Origin of the sequence: Actinoplanes sp. NPDC051494 (genome assembly GCF_044454705.1) — a bacterium.
Taxonomy (GTDB): domain Bacteria; phylum Actinomycetota; class Actinomycetes; order Mycobacteriales; family Micromonosporaceae; genus Actinoplanes.
Genome location: NZ_JBITDZ010000013.1, coordinates 173049 through 191013 on the forward strand (window position 1 = coordinate 173049; position 17965 = coordinate 191013).

16 protein-coding genes are annotated in these 17965 nt (G+C 71.4%); 10 read left to right on the forward strand and 6 right to left on the reverse strand.

The features are described from left to right. Positions 1-101 precede the first annotated feature (101 nt). Complete coding sequence (locus ACIA6A_RS35080; RefSeq protein WP_396102298.1) at positions 102-275, forward strand: hypothetical protein; 174 nt, start codon at positions 102-104, stop codon at positions 273-275. A gap of 100 nt (positions 276-375) precedes the next feature. On the opposite strand, the gene ACIA6A_RS35085 is transcribed toward ACIA6A_RS35080, so the two are convergent. Continuing rightward, entirely contained in the window at positions 376-1185 is an 810-nt protein-coding gene (locus tag ACIA6A_RS35085; RefSeq protein WP_396102299.1) for an intradiol ring-cleavage dioxygenase, read from the reverse strand. A gap of 134 nt (positions 1186-1319) precedes the next feature. Here ACIA6A_RS35085 and ACIA6A_RS35090 point away from each other — a divergent pair, with 134 nt between their 5' ends. Both ACIA6A_RS35090 and ACIA6A_RS35095 read left to right on the forward strand, forming a co-directional pair. After that, entirely contained in the window at positions 1320-2003 is a 684-nt protein-coding gene (locus ACIA6A_RS35090) for an NADPH-dependent F420 reductase (protein ID WP_396102300.1), read from the forward strand. 105 nt (positions 2004-2108) lie between these two features. Beyond that, positions 2109-3986 (forward strand): protein kinase, encoded by a 1878-nt coding sequence (locus ACIA6A_RS35095; protein ID WP_396102301.1) that lies wholly within the window; start codon positions 2109-2111, stop codon positions 3984-3986. Between the two features lie 9 nt (positions 3987-3995). Here ACIA6A_RS35095 and ACIA6A_RS35100 read toward each other — a convergent pair whose 3' ends face one another. Then, positions 3996-4877, reverse strand: a complete 882-nt coding sequence (locus ACIA6A_RS35100; RefSeq protein ID WP_396102302.1) for a tryptophan 2,3-dioxygenase — start codon at positions 4875-4877, stop codon at positions 3996-3998. A 152-nt stretch (positions 4878-5029) separates the two neighbouring features. Between ACIA6A_RS35100 and ACIA6A_RS35105 the strand changes: the two genes are divergently transcribed. Beyond that, on the forward strand, positions 5030-5470 hold the full coding sequence (locus ACIA6A_RS35105; protein ID WP_396102303.1) for an Lrp/AsnC family transcriptional regulator: 441 nt from the start codon (positions 5030-5032) through the stop codon (positions 5468-5470). 112 nt (positions 5471-5582) lie between these two features. Further along, positions 5583-6326 carry an SDR family NAD(P)-dependent oxidoreductase gene (locus tag ACIA6A_RS35110; RefSeq protein WP_396102304.1) on the forward strand — a complete coding sequence of 248 codons (744 nt, stop codon included), beginning with the start codon at positions 5583-5585 and terminating at the stop codon, positions 6324-6326. Between the two features lie 925 nt (positions 6327-7251). On the opposite strand, the gene ACIA6A_RS35115 is transcribed toward ACIA6A_RS35110, so the two are convergent. Together ACIA6A_RS35115 and ACIA6A_RS35120 are read right to left on the reverse strand one after the other, a co-directional pair. Beyond that, positions 7252-7626 (reverse strand): hypothetical protein, encoded by a 375-nt coding sequence (locus ACIA6A_RS35115; RefSeq protein WP_396102305.1) that lies wholly within the window; start codon positions 7624-7626, stop codon positions 7252-7254. Between the two features lie 67 nt (positions 7627-7693). Beyond that, positions 7694-9202: a cellulase family glycosylhydrolase gene (locus ACIA6A_RS35120; RefSeq protein WP_396102306.1), complete on the reverse strand. Its 1509-nt coding sequence runs from the start codon at positions 9200-9202 to the stop codon at positions 7694-7696. Positions 9203-9513: 311 nt separating this feature from the next. On the opposite strand from ACIA6A_RS35120, the gene ACIA6A_RS35125 reads away from it, so the two are divergent. The 3 genes from ACIA6A_RS35125 to ACIA6A_RS35135 all read left to right on the forward strand — a co-directional run bounded on the left by ACIA6A_RS35125 (position 9514) and on the right by ACIA6A_RS35135 (position 13819). Then, a complete protein-coding gene (locus ACIA6A_RS35125; protein WP_396102307.1) occupies positions 9514-9705 on the forward strand; it encodes a hypothetical protein in 192 nt (63 codons plus the stop codon). Between the two features lie 1424 nt (positions 9706-11129). Next, on the forward strand, positions 11130-12164 hold the full coding sequence (locus ACIA6A_RS35130) for an ornithine cyclodeaminase family protein (protein ID WP_396102308.1): 1035 nt from the start codon (positions 11130-11132) through the stop codon (positions 12162-12164). Then, on the forward strand, positions 12161-13819 hold the full coding sequence (locus tag ACIA6A_RS35135; protein WP_396102309.1) for an aromatic amino acid lyase: 1659 nt from the start codon (positions 12161-12163) through the stop codon (positions 13817-13819). The genes ACIA6A_RS35130 and ACIA6A_RS35135 overlap by 4 nt, the downstream gene beginning before the upstream one ends. Here ACIA6A_RS35135 and ACIA6A_RS35140 read toward each other — a convergent pair. Beyond that, the gene (locus ACIA6A_RS35140; protein WP_396102310.1) at positions 13782-14783 is read right to left on the reverse strand and encodes a LacI family DNA-binding transcriptional regulator; all 1002 of its coding nucleotides are present in this window, start codon (positions 14781-14783) and stop codon (positions 13782-13784) included. The genes ACIA6A_RS35135 and ACIA6A_RS35140 overlap by 38 nt on opposite strands. Before the next feature lie 102 nt (positions 14784-14885). Between ACIA6A_RS35140 and ACIA6A_RS35145 the strand changes: the two genes are divergently transcribed. Together ACIA6A_RS35145 and ACIA6A_RS35150 are read left to right on the forward strand one after the other, a co-directional pair. Next, positions 14886-15782, forward strand: a complete 897-nt coding sequence (locus ACIA6A_RS35145) for an amidohydrolase family protein (protein ID WP_396102311.1) — start codon at positions 14886-14888, stop codon at positions 15780-15782. Further along, positions 15779-16303 carry a cysteine dioxygenase gene (locus ACIA6A_RS35150; protein ID WP_396102312.1) on the forward strand — a complete coding sequence of 175 codons (525 nt, stop codon included), beginning with the start codon at positions 15779-15781 and terminating at the stop codon, positions 16301-16303. Before ACIA6A_RS35145 ends, ACIA6A_RS35150 begins: the two co-directional genes overlap by 4 nt. Here the strand turns inward: ACIA6A_RS35150 and ACIA6A_RS35155 are convergent. Continuing rightward, complete coding sequence (locus ACIA6A_RS35155) at positions 16293-17714, reverse strand: aromatic amino acid lyase (protein WP_396102313.1); 1422 nt, start codon at positions 17712-17714, stop codon at positions 16293-16295. The two genes, ACIA6A_RS35150 and ACIA6A_RS35155, sit on opposite strands and share 11 nt — an antisense overlap. Positions 17715-17965: the final 251 nt, after the last annotated feature.

Sequence of the window (17965 nt, forward strand, 5' to 3'; positions counted from 1 at the left end):
CTGCCCGTCACCCGACCCTGCCCGCCACCCGACCCTGCCCGTCACCCAGCCCTGTCGGGACCGGTTCGTCGTCACCGGCCACCACGCGGTCGAGGGTGGCGGTGACCACGGCCCGCTCGGTGGCACTCGAGCGCCGGTGGGCGCGCGACGCCCTCGCCGCACCGGACCCCGCCGACCAGATCCGCCTGCACGACGCCGGCGCGGCCGGCTTCCACCTGCGGGCGGCCGCGCCGCTCGACGCCATGCCCGTGGAGACGCCGCCGACATCATGCTGACCTCGCCGGCGCCTGAGACGTACCGGCTGCCGGCGCACAACCGCGGCAGCGCGCTACGGCAGATGCTCACCACCCTGCCGTAGCGCGTGCCCCGGTCGGATCAGCCGTTGACCGTGATGGTCAGCGCCGCGGAGTACCCGGAACTCACGCTGCCGGTGACCGTGGCCATCTCGCGGGCGGCCAGGTCGTCGCCGAACACCATGTCACCGGCCAGCGTGATCCGGCTCAGGTTGGTGACGCTCCGGCTGTACCCGGTGGTGGCGTAGACCGCCGACGAGACGTCCTTGGGCAGCGCGATCTGCGACGTCTTGACGATCGGGCCGCTGCCGCCGGTCGCGGCCGCCAGCGAGGAGAAGACCTCGAAGTGGATGTGCGGCCACCGGCCCGCGTAACAGCCGGGATAGATGCTGGTGAAGCTCACCCGGCCGGTGGCGTCGGTGGCTTGGATGCCGCGCAGGTAGTTCTGGCCGGTGACACCGCTGGAATACATCGAGTACCGGCCCTCGCGGTCACAGTGCCAGGCGTAGACCGCGGCGCCGACGAGCGGCGCGCAGTTCAGCTTGAGCACGGTCAGCGAGAAATTCAGGCCGATGCCTCCCGCGACCCCGGTCGGCCCGCCGAAGGACGATCGGATGTCACTGCGGACCACCCCGGCCACCGTACGGATCTGAGGTCCGTTGCTGCCGTCCGCGGGGTACGGCCCGGCGGTCTCGGACTCGACCTCGGCCGCGCAGGCCGCCACCGCCGGATCGGCGTCGGTGAGGATCCGGCCGCCGACCGCGGTCAGGACGCCGGCGGTGCCGAGGGCGGTCAGCATGCGCCGGCGCGACATCGTCCGCAGATCGAACTGTAAACCCTTGTCATGAACCTCACGGACGTACGCGTCATTGTCGTTGATGGCCTCTGACATGCGATTACTCCTCCTCGTGAGAGCGAGCACAGATTGAAACATGTCTATCTATGAATGGCCTATGAACGTCCGGGCGACCGCTGTCCGAAGCCGGTCAGTATCGTCACGCACGGTAAGCGTCATAGGCTTGCCGGATGACCACCATCGGCATCCTCGGCGCCGGCAAAGTCGGCACCGCCCTCGCCCGGCTCGCGGTCGCCGCGGGCTACGAAGTCCTCGTCGCCGGCTCCGGGGACCCGTCCCGGATCGCGCTCATCATCGAGGTGGTCACCCCCGGCGCGAGCGCGGTCACCGGCGCCGAGGCCGCCGAGCGGGCCGACATCGTCGTGCTCGCACTCCCGCTCGGCAAGCACACCACCGTCCCCGAGGCGGCACTGCGCGGCAAACTCGTCGTCGACGCGATGAACTACTGGTGGGAGGTCGACGGGATCCGGGCCGACCTCACCGACCCGCTGACCTCGTCCAGTGAGATCGTGCAGGCCTTCCTGCCGGAGTCACGCATCGTCAAGGCGTTCAACCACATGGGTTACCACGACCTCGAGGGCGGCGCCCGGCCCACCGGCACACCCGACCGCAAGGCGATCGCCATCGCCGGGGACGACCCCGCCGACATCGCCGCGGTCTCCGCACTCGTCGACGCCCTCGGCTTCGACCCGGTCGTCGCGGGCCCGCTCGCGGAGGGTGTGCGGATGGAACCCGGCACCGAACTCTTCGGAGCGAACACCACCGCCACCGAGGTACGCGCCATGCTGGACCGTTTCCCCGATTCCAACCGGGGAAAGGTGGTCACCACGGCGCGCGCCGATCACGCAGAGTAATGTTCCGGGGTTCTCAATACCGGTGCCGGTCCGGTAGGATCCGACTCATCCGCGGGACGTGATATCGGCACCGCCCCGGGATGACGACGGTCAGGAGAGTCACGGGTGCGACTGCTCGCGGGGCGCTACCGGGTGGAAGAAGCCGTCGGGCGTGGTGGCAGTGCCGTCGTGCACCGGGGCTACGACCGGACCCTGAAGCGCCGGGTGGCCATCAAGCTCTTCTCGCCGTACCGGTCGGCGGACACCGAGCCCGCGCGGGAGGTGCTGCGCGAGGCCCAGACCGCCGCCGGCCTCAACCACCCGAACGTCGCCCGGGTCTACGACTACGGCGAGGCCACCGAGGGCAACGAACGGGTGCCGTTCCTCGTCATGGAGTTCCTCGACGGCGACACCCTCGCCGACCACGTCGCCCGCGAAGGCGCCTTCGCCTGGCCACGGGCCGCCGCCATCTGCGCGGACACCGCCGCCGCCCTGGCCGCCGCCCACGAACGCAACTTCGTGCACCGCGACGTGAAGCCCCGCAACGTGATGCTCACCCCGGCCGGCGTGAAGGTCCTCGATTTCGGCATCGCCGCCGCCGCGGGCCAGAACAGTCTCGACACCCAGGGCCAGCTCTGGGGCACCCCGGCCAGCCTCGCACCGGAACAGCTCCGCGGCGAACCCACGTTCCCCGCCGCCGACGTCTACTCCCTCGGCCTGCTGCTGTTCGAATGCCTCACCGGCCGCCCCGCCTGGCCCGGCCAGAGCGTCGGGGAGATCCTCGCCACCCGCCACCAGCGCCAGGCCCCCCGCCTGCCCCGCATCGCCGGGCTCCCCCGCGAGGTCATCCGGCTCTACGACTCCTGCATCGCCGAGGACCCCACACGCCGCCCCACCGCGTCCGCAGCGGCCGAGGTACTCCGGCGAGCAGCCGGCCGCACCCCGACGGTGCGCCCCCAGGTCGCCCGCACGGTGTCCCTCGCGGCCCAGCCCTCCCCCACCCCGGCCTTCTCCCTCCGCGGCCTCACCTCTTCCCGCCGCAGCCCGGCCTCCACCCTCGGCAGCCCGGCCTTCTCCCGCCGCAGCCCGGCCTCTTCTCCCCGCGGCCCGGCCTCCACCCTCGGCAGCCCGGCCTCCACCCTCGGCAGCCCGGCCTCCACCCTCGGCAGCCCGGCCGCTTCCCTCGGCGGGCAGGGCTCTTCCCTCAGCAGCCCGACCGCTTCCCTCGGCGGCCCGACCTCTTCTCCTCGCAGCCCGGGCTTCTCCCTTCGCAGCCCGGTCCGTTCGCTCCGCGGCACGGTTAGCTCCCACGGCGGCACGGCGGGTTCCGTCAGCGGCCCGACCAGCCCCCTCGGCGGCCAGACCAGCTCGATCGGCGGCCAGACCAGCTCGATCGGCGGACCGACTGGTTCCCTCCATGGGCCGGTCCGCTCTCGTCGCCGCGCGGCCGCGATGGCCTCGGTGGCGGTTGTCACCGCGATCGCGAGCATCCTCGGGGTCCAGCTGGCCAATGGCGCCGCGACGCCCAGCGGCCGGCAGGCGGACGCCGCCGTCGACGGGGTGATCCCACCCCCGCAGGTCCAGCGGACCCCCGGGCCCACCGTCTCCCCGCCGGCGTCACCGTCCCCCTCGACGACGACCACCGAGCCGTGGTGGGACGACGACCCGGGCACGGTCCACCGGATCGCCGACACCCGGCCACCCGTGGCCGGCCGCAGACCCACCACGTCACCCACGACAACACCACCGACCCGGCGCCCGTCGACGTCCCCACCAACCACGACGTCACCGACGTCGCCGACGCCCAGCCGCACCCCGAGCACGCCGCCGGTCACGCACACCTCGTCACCGCCGGCCGAGCCGCCGTCGCAGACCCCCGACTCCAGCCCGACGCCGACCCACACCGAAGAGCCGACGACGGACCCCGATCCCGAGGAAACCACCACCCCGCCGACCGAGCCGACCACGCCCGTGGAGCCCCGCACCTCGTCGTCGGCCGGCTGAGAGCTTCCCCTACATCTCGGTCCGCGCGGTCCAGAGCTCCGGGAACACCGTGCGGCTCATGCTGCGCTGCAACCAGGCCAGCCCGTTCGACCCACCGGACCCGGTCTTGGCGCCCATGGTCCGGTGCACCGCTTTGAGATGCAGGTAGCGCCAGTCACCGAAACGGTCGGAGACCTCGGTCAACGCCTCACCGAGCAACCGCAGGTGATTGTCCGGCCCGGCATCCCGGTAGACCAGCACCCACGCCCCGGCCACCGACGAGTCCGGCTCGTACTCCCCGGAGACATCCCGCTTGAGCACCTCCGCCGCGATGTCGTGTCCCTCCCGGTCGAGCAGCGCGATCACTTCGTCCCACAGGCTCGGCTCGTGCAGCAGCGCGGTCAGCTCGTCGAACGCCGGACCACCCCGGAACGGCCGGATCAGCGCCGGGTTCTTCAGCCCGAGCAGGAACTCCAGGTGCCGGTACATCGCCGACTGGAACCCGGACCCCTCACCGAGCAGGTCCCGGAACCGGTTGAAGTCGGCCGGCGTCATCCAGCTCAGCGTCTGCCACGCGGCGTTCAGCCCCTCCAGATGAAGCACAGCCCGGCGCAGCGGGGCCAACGCGGGCCATACCCGGTCAGCCCGGACATGGTCGCGGGCTTGCAACAACTCGTGCCGGACCAGTTTGAAGTACAACTCCATGATCTGGCTCACGACCAGGAACGACATCTCCCCGGGATCGTCACTCAGCGTTCGCTGCAGCGAGTGCAGGACATCGGTACGCACATACGCCTCGTACGGAACGTGCCGCCCGAACTCCAGCGTCGGGCTCCCGCTGTTGCCCGCCGCCCGCTCGTCGCGTTCCCCGGCGGTCGTCGACCGGATGACAACGGTGTCGCTCGTCTGCATGTCCCCATGATCCCGCTGGGAGACCCGTACCCGGAATGCCGATCCGACGGTCCTCGGCACCGGGTTCAGTTGATCGAGAGCTAGATTCGCCACATCGGTTTCCATTCGGAAAGTCGCCGACCGGGGGTCGTCGAGTCGGAGAGGTTGGCGTCATGGATGCGATGGATTGGGCCCTGCTGCGGGAGCTGCAGGCCGACGCGCGCCTCTCCTACAGCGAACTGTCCCGACGGGTGCACCTGTCCCCGCCCGCGGTCGCCGAGCGGGTCCGCCGTCTCGAGGAGACCGGAGTGGTGACCGGATACCACGCCCACGTGGACCTGGCCAAAGCCGGCCGCACGGTGGTCGCCCTGATCAGGATGTCCTGCTACGGCCCGGCCTGCGTGCTACGCGACAAGGACGTCGCCACCTGGCCCGAGGTCCTCGAGATCAACCGAGTCACCGGCGACGCCTGCAGCATGCTCAAGGTGGCCGCAGCCTCCATAGAGTCCTTCGAGAAGGTCGTCGACCGCCTGGGTGGATATGGCACTCCCTCCAGCACGATGGTCCTTTCCAGCCCTCTTCCATGGCAGCCCATCACCCCCTCCACCGACTGATCCCGCCGCCCTGCATCAAGGTTGGCACGAGGATCCGCCGGCAGCCTGGTCCTGTCGTGCCCAGGCAGAACAGGACCAGGCTGCCGGCCGCCACCGGACGCAAGCTGAGCCCATGACAAACACACCTCGCACCGCCGTGGTCACCGGTTCCACCAGCGGCATCGGCGCGGCCACCGCCCGCGCCCTGGCCGCCACCGGCACCACCGTCGTCGTCACCGGCCGTGACGTGCCCCGCGGCACCGCCCTGGCCGAGGAGATCGGTGGCATCTTCATCCCGGCCGACCTCGCCGGCACCTTCGCCGACCTGCGATCCTTCACCGCCGCCGCCCGCGAAGCACTCAGCGGCCGGGTGGACATCCTGGTCAACAACGCCGGCATCTACCCGGTCATGCCGACCGCCGACCTGCCCGACGCCGACCTGGACCGCATGCTGGCCATCAACGTCCGCGCCCCGCACGTCCTGGTCGCCGACCTCGCCCCGGCCATGGCCCGGCGCGGCTACGGCATCATCATTAACATCGGATCCTGGATGTCCCGGGTCGGCGTGCCCACCGGAGCCGGCTACACAGCGACGAAGGCCGCGATCGAGCAGTACACCCGAACCTGGGCAGCGGAATACGGACCGAGCGGGGTCCGCGTCAACACGGTGGCGCCGGGCATCACCCTGACCCCGGGAAACGAGTTCGCCCAGGACATGGTCGAGGCACAGGCCAAATCCACCCCGGCCGGAGTTCCGGTCAAGCCCGAGGAAGTGGCAGCTCTCGTAGCCTTCGTCGCCTCCGACGCAGCCGCCGGAATCAACGGCGCCACCCTGGACGTAGACGGAGGCCTGACGGCAACCCGCCTGACCTGGTAACGCCCCAGCCCGCCTACCCACCCGCGCCGCCCCCGGCCCGCCCGACTGGTCTGGTTAGTCCGACTGGTCCAGCCCGCCAGACTGGTCCGGCCGGGCTGGCCGGGCTGGCTGGGCTGGCCGGGCTGGCCGGGCTGGCCGGGCTGGCCGGGCTGGCTGGCTGGGCTGGCCGGGCTGGCTGGGCTGGCTGGCTGGGCTGGCTGGCTGGCTGGGCTGGCTGGGCTGGCTGGCTGGCTGGGCTGGCTGGGCGGGTCTGACGGGTCTGACGGGTCTGACGACAACCTGGTCGACCCAGCGACGTCTCGGCTGGACCGGACCGGACCGGACCGGGCTGGGCTGGGCTGGGCTGGGCTGGGCTGGGCTGGGCTGGGCTGGACCGGGCTGGACCGGGCTGGACCGGGCTGGACCGGGCTGGACCGGGCTGGACCGGGCTGGACCGGTCCAGCCCGGGCTGGACCGGCGTGGCCTCGGACGGACCGGGCTGATGGGACCGGGCTGATCGGACCGGCCACGCCGCTTGTGGCAGCGCCCCGGACGGCTGTCTCGAACGGACAGGTCTGGACCAGCGACGTCACGGCTGGGCCGAGCCTGGAACGCCTTCGAGCGGCTTTTCGGGCATGTTGCCCGGCATGCGGTGAGTTCCCCCCGACCGGCCGGTCAGCGGCCTTCCCACGCCGCGCCGCCTGGGCGAACCGGAAGGGTCTGCCCGGCTACGAACGCCGGGACATCGGCGATGCCGGGCTGCTGCATGGTCGCGCCCGGCCGGCCCGGACCCGCGCGCTCCCTGGGGTGATCCACTATCGACTCGGGCGGGCCGGGGCTGGCCGCAGGTCCGCCGGGCAAACGGCGACCGGCCGCACCGCGGGGCCGTGAGGGGAACGGCGGTGCGGTGCGGCCGGTCTGGAGGACGGACCGTGCGGCGGCGCGGTCAGTCCGGGGTTACGAGGCCCTGGAGGCCCACGATGATGGCGATCAGGCCGAAGACGGCGAGCAGCAGAGCTACACCGGTTCCTCCGGGCTCCTTCTTCTGGCGCCCGGTCAAGCGGTCCCAGAGCAGGGCCACACCGACCAGGATGCCGACGATCTCGAAGTGGAAGACCCGGGGGCCCTCGGTCAAGTGGACCAGCAGGTAGTAGCCGCCCGCGACCAGGGCGACGATGCCGACGATCCAGCCGAACGCCGCGATCTTCCCGGCGCCGCGGGCGAGGTCGTCGCCGACCCTGGGCAGGCGTTGCAGGAGGCTGATGGCGAGCAGGAAACCGCCGACGATGTTGGCGAGATCCAGCAGCAGGGCGATGATCACGGCACCCTCTCTCTCCATGGGCGGTGCCGGTGAAACCTCGCGGTCCACCGGCACCCCCGGGACGGGATCAGTTGGTCGGGAAGTTGTCCGCGGTCCGGATCCGGTTACGCAGCAGCGTGCCGGACTCGGAAAGCACACCGGAGCCGGTGAACGTCCCGCTCGCACATGTCCCGGACTTGAACGCGGCACTGCCCTCGCCGGCGTCCGAGAAGGTCCAGTTCGCGTACGAGATCTTCTTCCGGTCGAGCAGGTCCAGCCAGGCCGTGCTGCTGGCGGTGTCGACCGATCCGCCGCCACTCGCGTCCACCGTGCCGAACTCGGACACGAACATCGGCAGCGAAGCGGACGCCTTCTCCAGCTCGGAACGGTAGTTGTCCTTGTGGGACGCCGCGTAGAAGTGGAACGCGTACATGATGTTGGTGGCCTTGACCGGGTTGGCGATGACCTCGCTGGAACCGGAGCCGTCCGAGACGCCCAGCGACGACCAGCCGCGCGTGCCGACGATGACCACCGCGTCCGGGTCGTTGGCCCGGATGATCGGGATGACCTGCTCGGCGTAGCTCTTGATCCCGCTCCAGCTCACCCCGTTGGGCTCGTTGGCGATCTCGTAGATCACGTTCTTCTTGGCGGCGTTACGGGCGGAGACAGCGGCGAAGAACGTCTTGGCCCGGTCCAGGTTGTAGTTCGGGTCGCCGGGCGTCAGGGTGTGGAAGTCGATCAGCGCGTACATCCCGCGGGCCTCGGCCATGTCGACCAGGTTGTTGACCTGGGTCGTGAAGCCGGACGGGTTCGTCTCGTAGCCGCCCTCCTGCACGTACATGGCGATCCGGAACAGGTCCGCCTGCCAGTCGGTGGCCAGCGCGTCCAGCGAGGCGTTGGTGTAGCAGTTGGCGAACCACTGCAGACCGTGCGTGCTCATGCCACGCAACTGGATCGGTTTGTCGTACTGATTGCAGAGGTTGACGCCACAGACCCGCAGCTGACCGTTGATGCCGACAGGCGTGCCCGTGGTGGCGGGCTTGCTGGTGGGCGCGGTCGTCGGCGCGGTCGTCCGCGACGGTGACGGCGACGCCGAGGAGGGCTTCGCGGTGGTCGGGGTGACCGATGCGGCGGGCTTGGTGGTGGGGGCCGTCGTCGGCACCGTGGTGGGCGGCGTCGTGGTCGCGGCCGAGGTCGGCGCGGTGGCGACACCGCACGCGGACCCGTTCACCTTACAGCTGGTGGGCCGCCCGGTACCGGTGACGATCATGCCGAACTCGGCCGAGGCACCGGAGGCGACCACGGCGTTCCAGCCGGCCGGGGTGAACGTGTACGTGCTGCCGGACGTCGTCTGCGTCGCGTTCCAGGAGTTGACCACCGAGGTACCGGCGGGCAGCGTGAGCTCCACCTTCCACGTGTCGATCTTCGAGGACGTGTCGTTCTTGACGACCACGCTCGCCTGGTATCCGGTGTTCCACGAGTTCGTCACGGTGAACGCGGCGGTCTCCGCGGAAGCCGGCATGGCGATCAACGCCACCGCCGAGGCCGCGGCGACGACCACGCCGGCCACGAGGAGTTTGAGTTTCACTCTGCGCATCAGGGAGCTCCGTCGAATGGGGGTGGGGCGGCGGCGTGGAAGCGCTTCCACGTCGCGGCGACTCTAACCACCTACACCCTGAGCAGGCAAAACAACCTGAAATCAATCTTAATTCGGCGGCCCGGGCAACCAAACGCACCCCCTGGACACACTGAGGGCTGAGGAAGGTGGACCAGGTGGCCGGAAATGAGCCATCGCAAGTGGACGGTGATCACACACGCACATCCACAGATGGAAGTCCGTTTCGTGGAGTAAGCGCACCGATCCTGCCCCCCTCGCCCTCTGCGGCGATGGCGGCGGATGACCCGCCCATGGCGGCACTCACCGAAATCGACCCGGCAGCCTACGAGATATACCCGGTCAACATCTCGGCTGCTGGAGGCACCATCACCCACTGGCCCCCGGTGACCGGCGCCAAGGCCGGAGCTGAAACAGACCTGCTGTTCACCGGCGGCGCCGCGTTCCGCATTGCCCGCTGGTGCCGCACACGTTTTGCAGCCTGACCAAAAACCTCAACAGAACCCCGCGGAGCTGTCATCCTAAAGGCCACGCATTTATCGCCATTCACAAATCTGGCACTGCATCAGCATTATCCCGCGATTTCATAAGCACTGGCAATGACTCGAATCTCGATGGCGCCACCGGATCCTGCATCCAACGCTACCCCGCTCGACCTGCTGATTAGTGCCGATCATTGTCGGAAATGCGTCAGTGATCCTGCCCACCATAGCGGGAATCGGTCATTTTCACAGTATGAAAAACGGTCGCCGATCCGACTGGGCGATACGAGTTAGACGAGGGACAATTTCCCCGTGGGGCAGTTGCAGATGTTCACCAAGGAAAAGGTCGCGCAAATGCGCGACCGGACCAGGTCGCGCAAATATTCAGCCGAGCGCGAAGAATTCCGCCGGACACACGCCGAACTACGCGCCTGGGGGAAGTTCCGCCTCCACGTCGCACGCATGAACGAGTTGCGCCCCGTGCGTGGCGATGCCTACGTGGACGGAGCGATCGAGGCCCTGCGGGAGGCCTTGGTGAAGGCCCTCGAGTCGATCTCCCCGCCACAGCCCCTTCCAGCACGGTCCGTCCCGCAACGCCCGGCCGCGCCTCGAACCTGGTCCCGATCCGCATCCTCGGCCCCAGTGCCGGCAGAGAGGTCCAACCTGCCGGCAACCCGGGCGGTGACAGCTGCGGAGCCGAGGCCTGCGGTGACAGCAACGGCGGTTGAACCGAAAAGCCGAGAGATGGCGACGAAACCGGCGGCAGCGAGTGCAGCACCGGTGGCGGTGACAGCAGCGATACCGGCGGCAGCGACGACAGCACTACCGATCGCAGCATCGATGGCGGCGTCACCAGTTGCATTGGTGGCGCCTCTGACCAGCACGTCGCTGGCTGCGATTCGGGGGACGAAGTCCGGTCTTGGCCAGGTTCGGCGTCAAGCGCCGGGCCGGACTTGCCTGAGCCGGCTGGACTTGTCGCACGGAGCGTACGCACCGGCGCGGCGCGGGGATGTGCCTCGACTTCGAGCTGCGTCGCGACGTAGACCGCCACCGGTCTCGGCGCTTCGGCCGCGGTTTCTGGTGACTCGCCAGGCGGAGGCCCGGGAGACGCGGCTGCCGCTTCCTCTGCGTATCCGATCTGGATGGGTTTGCACCGCCGCTCCGGGCTCTCGGGAACGCGGGCCCGCTCCGCCAAGCCGGGCCAAGCCGAGCCGGGCCAAGCCGAGCCGAGCCGGGCCAAGCCGAGCCGGGCCGGGCCGGGCCGGGCCGGGAGTTTGCGGGCTGTGCGGGTGCGGCGGGTCGGGGTTTGGGTTTGGGGTGCGATGACCCGGTGGGTGGGCTCGGGCTTGGGTGGGTGGGTGGGTGGGTGGGTGGGGTGTTGGGTGACGGGGGCGGGGGTGGGGTGAGCCGGTTATATCGTTCTGGGCATGAGTGTTGGCGGCGGTCCTGGTGAGCGGGCGATCTGGCTTCGGTTTCTTTCCGGGGGTGACGTTGATGGGCTGGGGATCGGGGCCGGGGAGGTGATCTCGGCGGTTGAGGATGTTGTTGGGGCTCATGGGATGGGGCGGACTGTTTTTGAGCCTCGGACTCATCTGGTGCCGGACAACGGTGGGGCCGGGCACTTCAATGTCCTTCGGGGGCATGTGGGGACACTGGGGGAACGGGGGCTCAGCGGGGTCAAGGTGGTCGGCGACTTTGTCGGCAACTATCAGGTCGGGTTGCCCAGTGAGCTTGCCCTGATGACCGTTTATGACCCGCAGACCGGGGTGCCGCTGGCGATCATGGATGCCACGTTGATCACCGAGGTGCGGACCGGGGCGATGACCGCGGTCGGGGCCAAGTACCTGGCCCGGGCCGACTCGCGGGTGCTGGGGCATGTCGGGGCCCGGGGCACCGCGTTCTCCAACGTCACGATGCTGGACAGTCTGTTCCCCCTGGAGGAGATCCGGGTGACCAGCCGGCGGCCGGAGTCGCGGGAGGCGTTCGCGGAGCGGCTGCGCAAGGTCACCGACACGCCGGTCCGGGCGGTTGCCACCGCTGACGAGGCTTACGCGGATGCCGACATCCTCGTGGAGGCTTCCCGGTTGGAGGAGCCGTTCCCGCTGCTGAAGACGGCCGCGGTCAAGGCCGGTGCGTTCGTGGTCCCGTACGGGACGATCAGTGCCGTTGAACTTGATCTGCTCGATGTCATGGACAAGGTGGTCGTCGACGACTGGCGGGAGTCGCGGTCCGGGCGCTTCGGGGCGTTGCGGGCGCATGTCGACAGCGGGCGGCTGAGTGAGGACACGGTGTACGCGCAGATCGGTGAGATCGTCAGCGGGGCGAAGCCCGGGCGCGAGAGTCCGGACGAGCGGATCCTGTTCTGGCATCGCGGGCTGTCGATCCTGGACGTGGCGCTGGCGCATCTGATCCTCACCCGGGCCGAGGCCGCCGAGGTGGGCACCATGCTGCGATACCGATGAGCGACCCAGCGGCCAGGAACGGCGGGCCGGTGGTGATCGGCCGCGCCGGGCAGCTCGACCGGGCCGTGATCCTGAGGCTGGCCCGCGGCGACATCCGGGTCACGCTCGATCCGGAGCTCGTGGCGGAACTGGCCGCGAACCGGCAGGCGGTGCTCGCAGCGCTGGACGGGGACCAGCCGGTCTACGGGGTGAACACCGGGATGGGGGCGCTCGCCGGGGTCCGCCTGGATGCCGCGGCCCGGGCCCGCCACCAGGACACCCTGATGACCGGGCGGGCGGTGGGGTCGGCGCCGTGGCTGCGGCGCGACGAGGCGCGGGCGCTGCTCGCGGTGCGGTTGCGGACGTTGCTGGATCCGGCGGCCGGGGTCTCCCCCGGGCTGTGTCAGCGGCTGATCGACCTGCTGGACGCCGATGTCGTCCCGGCGGTCCCGGCCCGGGGCGGGGGTGCGGCCGGGGAGATCATCCCGCTGGCGCACACGGGTGCGGTCCTGCTCGGCACCGGGCAGGTGCTCGGCCCGGCGAGCGACGCCAGGCCGACGGGCAACGCGCTCGATGCCGGACCGACGGGTGAAGCGCACGACGGCAAGCCGGCGGGTGGCGTGCTCGACGCCAGGCAGGCGGGTGGCGTGCTCGACGCCAGGCAGGCGGGTGGTGTGCTCGGCGCCGGGACGGCGGGTGGTGTGCTCGACGCTGGGGTGGTGCTGGCTGCGGCGGGGATCGGGCCTCGTACGTTCGGGGCCAAGGAGGGGGTCGCGTTCCTGGAGGGGGTGCCCGGCCTGACCGGTCTTGCGATCCTCGCCGGTGCCGACGCCCGGGTGCTGGTGGAGCAGGTTCTGCTCACGTCGGCGGTGGCGCATGCCGTGGTGCGGGCGAGCCGCGATCCGCTGCACCCGGATCTTGCCGACAGCGACGAGCTGCGGTCGGTGCTGGCCACCACCCACGAACTGATCGGGGACGACACCACCCACGCGTTGCAGGCGCCGGTCTCGTTCCGGGTGACGGCTCCGGCGCTGGCCGTGGTGCTGCGGGCGGCCGGCGCGCTCGACGACGCGGTGGACCGGGCGCTCGGGGCGGTGACCGACTCGCCGGCGTACCTGGGGGGCCGGTTCGTCGGCACCTCGGGGTTCGCCGGCACCGACCTGACCGCGGCGCTCGGCGCGCTGACCACCGCGCTGATCCACCTGGCCGAGGTGGGGACCGCTCGGCTGCACCGGTTGCTGGACCCGGCGGTGACCGGGCTGACCCGGCAGCTGTCCGACTCGCCGGGGGTGCACGCCGGCATGGTGGCGGTGCACAAACGGGCGGTCGGTGTGACGCACCGGCTGCGGCGGTTCGCGCTGCCGGCGCTGGTCGGCGCGATGGAGACGTCGCTGGGTCAGGAGGACGTGCAGAGTTTCGGGTTCGAGGCGGCCGAGTGCGCCGGTGAGGCGGTGGCCGGGCTGCGCGACGTCCTGGCCTGCGAGCTGCTGGCCCTGCACCAGGCGCTGCGGCTGGGCGGCACGCCGGGGAGCCTGGCCACCGACGCGCTGGACGCGGTCGCCGAGGTTGCCGCGGTGCTGCCCGCCGGCACCGGCGACCGGCCGTTCGGCCGCGACCTGGACCGGATCATCGAGCTGCTCAGCGGTGGATGGCCGCGCTCGTCGACCCGCGGATGACCAGCTCCGGGCGGAACAGCGGCGGGGTGGGGGCCGGGCCGTCCGGGAGGCCGGCGAGCTGACCGACGGCGGCCTCGACGATCGCGTCCTCGTCCCAGGCGAGCGTGGTCAGGCCGGGGTCGACCAGCACGGCCAGCTGGTGATCGTCGTAGCCGACCACCGACAGGTCGTCCGGGATGCGCAGGCCCTCGGTGCGGGCCGCGCGGTACACGGCGAACGCCAGCGAGTCGCTCAGGCAGAAGATGCCGGTCGGCCGGTCGGTGCCGGTGAGCATGGCCGTGGCCACCTCGACCGCGTCCGCGGTGGCCGCCGGCGCGGAGACCACGACGAGGTCGACACCGAGTCCGGCGGCGATCTGCGCGGCCAGCAGCTGGGCGGGCCGGCCGGGGGTCGAGGGCAGCGCGGGGGCGAGCAGGCCGATGCGGCGGTGTCCCAGACCGGCGAGGTGACCGAGCGCGGTCGCCACGCCGTGCCGGTTGTCGAAAAGGACGCTGCCGGAGGCCGGGCGGGAGGTCAGCGCGTCACCGATGGACACGACCGCGGTCTCCGGGCCGAGCAGCCGCCAGTAGTTCGCGGACGGGTCGACCGGGGAGACCAGCGCGGCGTCGACGCGCATCGCGGCGAACTGTTCCACGATGAGGTGTTCCTGGGCCGGGTCGGCGTCCGCGTCCGCGATCGTCGCGTACCGGCCCTGCTCCCGCAGGGCGCGGGTGATCAGCACCGAGAGGTCCTGCTGCCAGAGGTCGCGCAGGGAGCCGCTCACCCCGACGGTTCCGGTACGACCACTGGCCAGCGCCCGGGCGATCGGGTCGACGGTGTAGCCGAGCTCGTCGGCGAGCCGGCGGACCTTGTCGATGGTGGCGGGCGAGCCGCGTTTGCCACGTAAGGCGTAGGACGTGGCGGCCAGGGAGAGCCCGGCGGCGGAGGCCAGATCCTGCAGTGTCCGGCGTTGCTGGCGTGGCACCGGCCGAGGGTAACACCGCAGTCACCCGTCCGGTACTTGAGATCAGCTTGCGCTTGCGAGGGGGGAAGCGCTTCACTCTACGCAGACGACGGAAGGGGAGACGTGCTGTTCGACTGCCACCAGCACCTGTGGCCGGCCCCGTTCGTCGAGGCCCTGCGCCGCCGGAAAACCTATCCCTACCTGCGGGAATGGACGCTCTACCTGCCCGGGGAAGCGCCCTACGCGGTGGATCCGGGCGCCCATGACGTCGGGACCCGCCGGGCCCGCGAGCTTGCCGAGGGGCGTGAGCAGGTCCTCGTGTCACTGTCGAGCCCGCTGGGGATCGAGCACCTGCCCGCGTACGAGGGTCGGGATCTGCTGGGGATCTGGCACGAGAGCGCCCTGGAGCTGGGTGACCCGTTCCGGGTGTGGGCCGCCGCGTCGGTGAGCGGGCACGACGCCGACGGCCTGGCCGAACTGCTGGCCGAGGAGCGCGTCGTGGGGCTGCAGATGCCCGCGACCGCCATGCTCGACCCGGCCGGTCTCGAATGCGTGGCACCCCTGCTCGACGAGGCCGAACGCGCCGGGAAGCCGGTGCTGGTGCACCCCGGGCCCGCGCCGGAATGCGCCCCGGACCTGCCCGGGTGGTGGCCGGCGATGGTGCCCTACGTCGCCCAGCTGCACCAGGCGTGGCTGGCCTGGCACATCGCCGGACGGCGGCAGCACCCCCGGTTGCGGATCGCGTTCGTGGCGCTGGCCGGCCTGGCCCCGCTGCACCACGAGCGCCTGGCCGCCCGCGGGGGCGCGCTCGGCCCGCTCGACCCGTACGTCTACTACGAGACCTCGTCGTACGGCGCGCGGGCGATCGACGCGCTGGTCCGGGTCGTCGGTGTCGACCCGATCGTGCACGGGTCCGACCGGCCGTACGCGGAACCGTTCGATCCCGGGCTCGGCGCGGCGTTCTCGCACGCCCTGTTCACCGCCAACCCCCGCCACATGCTGACTGGAGAGCCCCGATGACGAGCGACACCGTGGCGGTCACCGACCCCGCGTCGCTGCCCGAGCTGCCCGGCCGGGTTCTCGATCCGCAGGAGCTGCGGCGCTGGGTCGCCGCGCTGGCCGCCCGGCCCGAGCTGTGGGAGCGGCTGGTCCGGCACGACACCGGCGGGCGGCACTACGCCTCGCTGTACCGCGACAGCGACATCGACGTCTGGGTGCTGTGCTGGAACGTGCAGGACGACACCGGCTGGCACGACCACGACACCTCCTCCGGGGCGGTGGCGGTGACCCGGGGCGCGGTCACCGAGGCCACCCCGCGGATGGGTGGTGAACCGGCGACCCGGATCGTGCCGGCCGGGCGGGAGTTCGGGTTCGGCCCGGACCACATCCACCGGATGGGCGGGGCCGTCGACGGATCGGTCTCGCTGCACGCGTACTCGCCGCCGTTGTGGCGGATGGGCCAGTATTCGATCAGCGACGCCGGGGTGCTGCGCCGCCGGTCGGTGAGCTACGCCGACGAGCTGAGGCCGATCAGCGGATAAGGGCCAGCACCGGCAGCAGCTCCGCGGCCCGGGCGAGGTCCTCGCCCAGCGGCCGGTCGTCGGAGATCGGGTCCAGTGCCTCGTCGGCGACGTCGAACGCCCGCTTGGCCGGGCCGTCCGGGAGCCGGCCCGGGGCCATCCGCAGCGCCCGGACGGCCGCCACCAGCTCGGCGCCGAGCAGGGTCGGCGCGTAGTCGGCCATCGTCCGCAGCGCGCGGGCGCCCTGGGTGGCGAAGCTGGCGTGCTCCTCCAGGCCCAGCGAGATGCTCAGCGTGCCGGCCGCGGTGGGCTGCATGCCGACCCGGATCTCGGTCAGCACGTCCTGGACCACGTACTCGACGATCATCAGGCCGGAGCTGCCCGCCGGCCCGTCGGCCAGGAACGCCCGCAGCCCGGTCAGGTCCGGGCGCATGAGCAGGCCGAGACGCGCCACCGACAGCGACAGGACCGGCAGGAACGTGCCACGGACCGCGTCGAGGCCGGACGCCAGCGTCGCGGTGTGGAACTGCCCGTGATGACGGATGCCACCGTCGGTGACCAGGGGATTCTCGACGGCCGCGTTCAGCTCGGCGACCAGCACGTCGTGCAGTGCCACCGCCGCCTGCACCGCCGGCGCGGTCACCTGCGGCAGCACCCGCAGGCCGAACGGGTCCTGGATCCGGGCCGGTGACCCGCACCCGGCCACCAGCCCGCGCAGCAGCGCCGCCACCTCGACCTGACCGGGATGGGCCCGGGCCTGGTGCACGGCGGCGTCATAGGCACCGGGGTTGCCGCGCAGCGCGAGGAACGTGAGCGCCGCCACCACCGCGGACGCCCGCAGCTGGGTCTGGACCCGGTCGAACGCGAGGGAGGCGGTGGCCACGGTCAGCGCGCTGGAGCTGATCATCGGGAGCGCGTCGGTGGCGTCGATCGTGGTGACCGGGCCGTGCCCGGAGCGCCACGGCCGCTCCCCCGCCAGGGTCAGGCCCAGCTCGGCCAGGGGGGCCAGATCGGCCGTACCGATGGCGCCCCAGGAGTGCAGTGTGGGCACCGCGCCGACCCGCAGGGCCTCGGCCAGCGCCTCCGCGACCCGGCGGGAGATGCCGGATCCGCCCGCGAGGATCTGGTTGAGGCGGACCGTCATCGCGGCCCGCGCGGTCACGTCGTCCTCGACCGGGCCGGCGGCGGCGCAGTGGCTGCGCAGCAACCGCAGCCCGTGGTCGCCGTCCGAGCCGGACTGCTCGTGCCGGTTCGCCCCGACACCGGTGTTGGCCCCGTAGACGGCGCCCCGGGCCCGGGCCGCCTGGAGCAGCCCGTGCCGCTCCCCGATCAGGTCGAGCGCGGCCGGGTCCACCGAGAGGTCCGCGCGCCCCGAGGCCACGCCGATGAGATCGTTGATCGTGAGGGAGCGCCCGTCGAGCCGGACCACCATGTCGCCTCCAGGAACGGGCTGCCGGGGCCGGGTCGCGGACCTCGTGGACGCGGCCGATTGTCCGTGTCGAGTCAGCGGCCTGCCCGCCGGTGGGGTAGAAACGGTACCGGCACGCTCACTTCACCACACCTCCCGTCCGGGGGTGACCACGGACACTCACGAAGATCTGATAACGGGCTGGAGCAGGCCGTTGACACCTTATTCACTACACCTGAAGTATGAATAGCGATATTCAGGAGGCCGCCAGCTGA

Bases quoted from the DNA above. Each gene is read 5' to 3' on its own strand.
- ACIA6A_RS35085 (WP_396102299.1), bottom strand. From the start codon at position 1,185: ATGTCAGAGGCCATCAACGACAATGACGCGTACGTCCGTGAGGTTCAT.
- ACIA6A_RS35130 (WP_396102308.1), top strand. From the start codon at position 11,130: ATGAGTGTTGGCGGCGGTCCTGGTGAGCGGGCGATCTGGCTTCGGTTT.
- ACIA6A_RS35110 (WP_396102304.1), top strand. From the start codon at position 5,583: ATGACAAACACACCTCGCACCGCCGTGGTCACCGGTTCCACCAGCGGC.
- ACIA6A_RS35105 (WP_396102303.1), top strand. From the start codon at position 5,030: ATGGATGCGATGGATTGGGCCCTGCTGCGGGAGCTGCAGGCCGACGCG.
- ACIA6A_RS35120 (WP_396102306.1), bottom strand. From the start codon at position 9,202: ATGCGCAGAGTGAAACTCAAACTCCTCGTGGCCGGCGTGGTCGTCGCC.
- ACIA6A_RS35150 (WP_396102312.1), top strand. From the start codon at position 15,779: ATGACGAGCGACACCGTGGCGGTCACCGACCCCGCGTCGCTGCCCGAG.
- ACIA6A_RS35090 (WP_396102300.1), top strand. From the start codon at position 1,320: ATGACCACCATCGGCATCCTCGGCGCCGGCAAAGTCGGCACCGCCCTC.
- ACIA6A_RS35155 (WP_396102313.1), bottom strand. From the start codon at position 17,714: ATGGTGGTCCGGCTCGACGGGCGCTCCCTCACGATCAACGATCTCATC.
- ACIA6A_RS35135 (WP_396102309.1), top strand. From the start codon at position 12,161: ATGAGCGACCCAGCGGCCAGGAACGGCGGGCCGGTGGTGATCGGCCGC.
- ACIA6A_RS35125 (WP_396102307.1), top strand. From the start codon at position 9,514: ATGGCGGCACTCACCGAAATCGACCCGGCAGCCTACGAGATATACCCG.
- ACIA6A_RS35100 (WP_396102302.1), bottom strand. From the start codon at position 4,877: ATGCAGACGAGCGACACCGTTGTCATCCGGTCGACGACCGCCGGGGAA.